Below are 7,364 nucleotides of genomic sequence, written 5' to 3' on the forward strand. Positions count from 1 at the left end.
GGCGCAGCCGCGGCCGCTTGAATCCGAAGCGAGCACACGCAAAAACATCTTGATTTCTCCTTGCAGGAATGATGGTGGGCGATGTTTCAATCCACCGCGTGAAGACTCCCAACCTACTTTGGCTGGCGTATTTCGTTGGGTCCGTCCTTCCGGGGTATGCCGGATTCGCCGCCGACAGGCTGCTGTGGCAGATCGGAACTTATGCGCCGGCCACCACGGCGCGAAACTCCGAATTTCCGGGCCAGAATAACAAGAACGACCCCCCACCCGGCTACGTCACCCGGGTTCCCGGGGATCCGGCGTTCGTGCCGGATGCCGTCACGCCGCTGGACGACGACCACTACACGGCGGGGTTCTACCCGGCGGGATTCAACCAGCTGGCTGGGCCGATCTCGGTGATGTTCGATGAACCATGGTCGGCATGGGAGAGCTCCCTCACCGCCGGGGATCGCACCAACCGGCTCCACTTCGTCCTCAGCCCCGACCAGGTGGCGCCGGGCTCGCGCCTCCGGATGGAGGTTCGATACCCGGCCGCGTTTCATTTCATCGGAGACGTCCGGCAGGGCTTCGGACTCCACGACATCGTCACCCGATTCCGAAATGGCTCCGGGGCGGCCGTCGTCCTGGATTCGCGGACCGTCACGGAGCCCACCACAGTGGTCATGGACGTGGATCCGGCGGACATTGGCGCCACGGCCGGGCCCAACACGTTTGAGCTGGTGCGGACCGGCCCTCCGTCCTTGACCGGACACTCGCACTCGATCGGTATTGCTTACGTCCGCATCGAATCCCAGCCGGTATCCGCAAATACGCCACCGCAGCTTTCCCCGGTCCCGCCTCAGCTGGCGACGGCGCTTCATCCGTTCGAACTGCAGCTTGGCGGCAGCGACGCGGAGACGGCACCCGAGAGCCTGGTCCATGCCCTGTTGAGCGGGCCCGCAGGCCTGACCGTAACTCCGGGCGGGCTGCTCACGTGGACGCCGCCGGAGGCGCCGTTCGCCATCACGTACCCCGTCAGCACCCGGGTCACGGATGATGGCGAGCCCCCGCTCAGCGCCACCAATTCCTTTTCGATCGTGGTGCCAGGCCTCGCCACGGCGGATCGGCTGCTGTGGCAGATCGGGACCTACGCCCCCACCACCACCTCGAGAAACTCCGAGTTTTCCCCCCAAAGCAAGGGCAACCCTGCTCCTGGTCTGGTCACCCGGGTGCCGGGAGATCCGGAGCATCAACCCGGGGCCAATCCCTCGCAGGATGATGACTACTATACGGCGGGCCATTACCCGGTCGGATTCAATGGACTCGATGCCCCGCTCTCCGTTTATTTCGACGAACCGTGGTCCGCATGGGAAGGCTCCCTGAGTGCCGGGGATCGAACGAACCGCCTCCACTTCGTGCTCTCGCCAGAGCAGGTCGCAGCGGGCTCCAGAATCCGGCTGGAGGTCCGCTACCCGGCTGCATTTCACAACATCGGCGACGTCCGCCAGGGCTTTGGATTCCACGATATCGTCACCCGTTTCAGGAACGGCGTCGGGGTGGAAACCGTCCTTGACGCACGGACCGTTTCCGAACCGCTCACCGTCTCCATGGAGATCGAGACGTCCACGATCGGCGCCACAGCCGGTCCCAATACCGTGGAGTTTGTGCGGACGAGCCCCCTGGTCACCGGGCACTCCTACTCCATCGGATTTGCCTACGTCCGTGTCGAATCCGCGCCAGCCATCAGCAGCATGCCGCCGGTGCCGACCGAAGTCCCGCCCCAGGCGACACCGGAACTCGAGTGGTTCGAACTGGCCCTCACGGCAGCGGGCGCAGGGCCGTCTGCGACGCCCCTTGCATGGTCGCTGGTCAGCGGACCGGACGGCATGACGGTCAGTTCGTCCGGACTTCTGCGATGGATTCCTGCCGAAACACAGGGGCCCGCGTCCCACCTCGTGACCGTCGCCGTTACCGACGGCGGTGCCCCTCCCCTCAGTGCCACTCTTTCGTTCTCCGTGGAGGTGTTCGAAGTCAATTTGCCGCCGCAGTTCGATCCGGTTGGCGATCGTTCCATCGCAGAGGGGGCCTTGCTGGAAATTACCCTCACGGCGTCGGATCCGGACCTGCCCCCCAACGACCTGACCTTTTCCCTTGAGAGCGGGCCCGCGGGCCTGACGGTCAGTCCCGACGGCCTGCTGCGCTGGACCCCGACCGAAGCACAAGGGCCCGGCACCCATGTAGTCACCGTGAGCGTCACCGACAATGGCGAACCGCCACTTAGTGCCAGCCACTCGTTCACATTGGACGTTCTGGAGGTCAACCGGTCGCCCGTGCTCCATCCGGTGGCCGATCGTTCCATACCCAAGGAAGAACCTCTGGAGATCACCCTCACGGCGTCGGATCCGGACCTGCCCCCCAACGATCTGAACTTTTCCCTTGAGAGCGGGCCCGCGGGCCTGACGGTCAGTCCCGACGGCCTGCTGCGCTGGACCCCGACCGAAGCACAAGAGCCCGGCACCCATGTAGTCACCGTGAGCGTCACCGACAATGGCGAACCGCCCCTCAGCGACAGCCTCTCGTTCACTTTGGAGGTTCTGGAAGTCAACCGTTCGCCCGTACTCCATCCGGTGGCCGATCGTTCCATACCCGAGGAAGAGCCGCTGGAGATCACCCTCACGGCGTCGGATCCGGACCTGCCCCCCAACGACCTGACCTTTTCCCTTGAGAGCGGGCCCGCGGGCCTGACGGTCAGTCCCGACGGCCTGCTGCGCTGGACCCCGACCGAAGCACAAGGGCCCGGCACCCATGTAGTCACCGTGAGCGTCACCGACAATGGCGAACCGCCCCTCAGTGCCAGCCACTCGTTCACATTGGACGTTCTGGAGGTCAACCGGTCGCCCGTGCTCCATCCGGTCGCCGATCGTTCCATACCCGAGGACGAGCTGCTGGAGATCACCCTCACGGCGTCGGATCCGGACCTGCCCCCAAACGACCTGACCTTTTCCCTTGAGAGCGGGCCCGCGGGCCTGACGGTCAGTCCCACCGGCCTGCTGCGCTGGACCCCGACCGAAGCACAAGGGCCCGGCACCCATGTAGTCACCGTGAGCGTCACCGACAATGGTGAACCGCCCCTCAGTGCCAGCCACTCGTTCACATTGGACGTTCTGGAGGTCAACCGATCGCCCGTGCTCCATCCGGTCGCCGATCGTTCCATACCCGAGGACGAGCTGCTGGAGATCACCCTCACGGCGTCGGATCCGGACCTGCCCCCAAACGATCTGACCTTTTCCCTTGAGAGCGGGCCCGGGGGCCTGACGGTCAATCCCGACGGCCTGCTGCGCTGGACCCCGACCGAAGCACAAGGGCCCGGCTCCCATGTAGTCACCGTGAGCGTCACCGACAATGGCGAACCACCCCTCAGCGACAGCCTCTCGTTCACTTTGAATGTTCTCGAGGCCAACGTGCCCCCACAGTTTGATCCGGTGGCGACTCCTTCAGTCGCCGAGGGCGATCTACTGGAGCTGACCTTGACAGCAACGGTTGCCGGTCAGCCGTCAGGCGGCCTTTCCTACTCCCTCGTGAACGGACCGGCCGGCCTGACGGTTGCCGCTTCCGGCCTGATGCGCTGGACCCCGACAGAGGTGCAGGGTCCGTCAGCGCACAGCGTCACCGTCGCGGTCTCCGACAACAGCGAGCCGCCCCTGAGCAACACGCTCACCTTCGAGGTGGTCGTTTCCGAGGTCAACGAACCCCCGGTATTTCAGCCGATCTCGGATCCCCACGTGTTGCCGCTTTCACCCCTCGCATTTCAGGTCACCGCAACCGATCCGGATCTCCCGCAGAATCTGCTCGCCTACTCCTTGGTGGCCGGGCCTGAAGGGTTGTCCGTATCGGCAGCGGGTCTGGTCACTTGGATCCCTTCTGTGGGGCAGGGCGGCGCCTCGCATCCGGTCACCATCCAGGTCACCGACAACGGGCAGCCACCATTGGCGGACACGGTTTCCTTCCAGATCCAGGTGCCCTTCAGCCGTACCGTGTGGCTTGTGGGCGTTGACGACGCGACGGGCGCCGGAAACTCCGAATTTTCGTCACAGAACAACAAGAATGATTTGGCGCCCGGCCTGGTCACCCGCCTCCCCAACGACCCCGCCTACGACGCCGCCACCAATCCGACCGCTGACGATGATCACTATCTCGCCGGCATCTATCCTGCAGGATTCAACCGGCTGACGGCTCCCCTGTCCGTGCCGTTCGATGAACCGTTCAAGGCCTGGGAGGGAGCCCTGACCCAGGGAGACCGGACCAACCGCCTGCACTTTGTCCTGCCGCCCGGCCAGGCGACACCGGACGGACGGCTGGAGATCCGATTTGAATTCCAGTCCGCCACCCAGACCGTGAACGGGACCAGCGTCGGCTTTGGAGATCACGACATCGTGGTCCGCATGCGCAACGCGACCGGATCGGAAACGGTGTTGTTCTCCGACCGGCTGTCATCCCGGTCCAACGTGGTCCTGACCCTGAACAACCCCAACGCGGGAATCTCAGAAGGCCCCAACACCCTGGAGTTCGTGCGTACGGGTCCCATCGTCAGCCAGTCCTCCATCACGTTTGACTACATCTCGATTGAGTCGCTGCCTGGAAACCGCCACGATCCCGTGTTCCCCATCCTTCCGGCGCTGGAAGTGAACGAGCATGAACTGCTCTCGGTGGACATCAGCGCCACGGATGTGGAAACCCCCAGGGCCCTGTTGATCCACACCCTGCTTTCCGGGCCCGCAGGCGTCCAGGTGACGCCGTCGGGTATATTGACCTGGACTCCCTCGGAGACCCATGGCGGCACCACCGCTGCGATCCTCGTCAAGGCGACCGATGACGGCCTGCCTGCGCGCAGCGCGACCAACGAGATCGTCGTCCACGTTCGTGAGACCAATGAAGCGCCGGTCGTGCCAGCCGTTCCGGCACTCGACGTGGATCAGGAGACCCCTTTGAACCACCAGTTGACCGCGAGTGATCCGGATCTGCCGCCCAACGTGCTGACCTGGGAAAAAATCTCGGGACCCACCGGATTGACCATCTCTCCAACGGGCCGCGTGCAATGGTCTCCCGACGCCTCGGAGTTTCCGTCAACGCACGTCGTCGAGTTCCGGGTCACCGACAACGGCCTGCCGCCAAGGAGCACCAGCTCCCAGTTCCTTGTGGTGGCCTCCGAAACGCCCGCACCGGGCGAACCGCCGGTCGCAGGACCCGTTCAAACGGTGAATGACGTGATGCGCACCTCCCTGCCCCTCTCCACCCACTGGAAGCGATCCGACATCATCCTTTCCTCCCGGGTGTACCGCCGGAAGCCGACCTACCAGATGACCTATACGGTCAACGGGACGAGCGCGCTTCTGGATCTCGACACTTTTGGTGCGGCCGATGCCTTCTTCGCGAACCGCATGGAATGGACCTACTGGTACCGTGCGTTTGACAATCAGATGCTCACGGAGGCCCAGCAACGCGGCATGACCATCAGCCTCACGGTGAACCCGAATCTGCCGGACCTCGCCTCCCAGGAGCCCCACAATGCGACGTACAACATCGGCCGCATCAAGAACATCAATAACGCGCCCGCCGGACGCGCGGACTACCTGCTCTCCGGCAAATACTCTGGATGCGCCCGCCGGACGGACTTTCGCTCGATCTGGATTGACCATGTGCGATCCCTCATCAGCAAGAACCCTGCCGTCGTCCAGTCCATCCAGATGGATGACGTGGACATGAACATCGGCTTCCTGAGCAATGGCGGATGCTACTGTGACGTCTGCAACACGGGCTTCCGCACCTACCTCGCCACGAACTTGACCCCGGCCGAGCTGACCGGTGCCGGTGTGACCAGTGTGAACAGCTTCAGTTACCGGGACTATCTCAGGAACAACGGCCAGGACCCGATCCGCATGATCAGCGTCGGCTCGTCGGTCCTCAAAAATGCCTACATTCAATTCCAGACCGCCAACACCCTGGAATTCTACACGGTCGTCCATCACGCCATCACCAACCACTTCCAACGCCGGATTGCCTTCTCGGCCAACACTCGCAGCAGCCCCAAGGTCATTGAAGACCGCCATGATATCTTTCTGCGTGAGTTCACGACCACCGATCCCGGGGCGATCTACGACACCTTTGTCACCCAGGCGGCAACCGACAACAAGCCGATGGCCCTGACCTACGACAGTTCCTACCTGATCCCGGAATACCGGCGGTTTGCCGCCTCCTGTTTCGCAGCGGGAGGTCACGGCCTTGTGCCGTGGGATGTATACGTCATCCCGGAGGATTACACCGTGCCAAGCGCGGGGCGGTTCTACGGCACCCAGCAGGACTTCTCGCCCATCTTCGGTTTCGTCAAGGCGATGAGCCACTACCTCGATGGCTACGAGGACGCAGGACTGTTCCAGACGGTTCGCGCCGACCTGAGGTATCAGGCGCAGCCGGTCTTCATTGAAAACAACCCCTCGGCCAGCTTGTTCATCCGGGCCAAGGGCGGCCCTCAGGATCCCGTGGTGATCCACATCATCCGCAAGGATCCCGCCAACACCGCCCCGTTCACCATATCGCTGAATCCGGACGCCTTCTTCGGGACACCCATCAAGAAGACGCTCTACACGATGCGCCCGTACAGCGCCACGGTTCACGACACCGCCCGGTCCACGAAAAATTTCTCAACCCTTGCGGTGGATGCCACCACAACGGCGATGGCCGATGTGCGTCTCACCCAGATTCAGATCCCCTCATTCGATCTCTGGGCCATCCTCATCCTCGAACCGGCGGGCGGCGGTCTCGTTCAACCGACCATCCTGACCCGGCGCGAGATGATTGAGGCCGCCCAGGAAGTGCGCATCGTCAACTCCGGCAAGGGAACGATCCGCTACACTCTTGATGGGAGCGACCCGGGTCCCACCTCAACCCTCTACAACGGCCCGTTCAGCATCGTTGGCGCCAGGACGATCAAGGCCAGGGCGTTCCTCGGATCGGAGGCGACACCGACGAGCACCGTCACGGTCCGGGGCGTTCCCTTCTTCGACATTGCGGCTAGTCCCGCCACCAAGCTGTGGCTGCGCCCCGAGGTGGACCTCAAAAACCTGCCTCACAATTCCCCCGTCTCCTCCTGGACACCGACGATCGGTCCACTGGTGCGTGCCCCGAACACCCTGCTGCCGACACTCATCCCGAACATTCCACCGGTCTACAGAACCAACGCGCTTCGGGGCGCTCCGGGGGTGTACTTCGATGGGACCAACTGCATCGCCGCCAGTGGCCTGATGAACAATGTCGGCATTCCACAAGCCTTCACGGTCGTCATGACCACCTATACCGACGACCCGGACTTTGGTCTGACCGGCAATGGA

The 7,364-nt window shown here is 63.5% G+C and carries 1 protein-coding gene; it reads left to right on the forward strand.

Annotated elements, in window-relative coordinates; all coding sequences use genetic code 11:
* Positions 1–98 precede the first annotated feature (98 nt).
* Positions 99–7,364 (forward strand): putative Ig domain-containing protein (locus KF791_17940; GenBank protein ID MBX3734462.1); only part of this gene is annotated, 7,266 nt, incomplete at its 3' end.

It is taken from the genome of Verrucomicrobiia bacterium, assembly GCA_019634635.1.
Taxonomy (GTDB): Bacteria; Verrucomicrobiota; Verrucomicrobiia; order Limisphaerales; family UBA9464; genus UBA9464.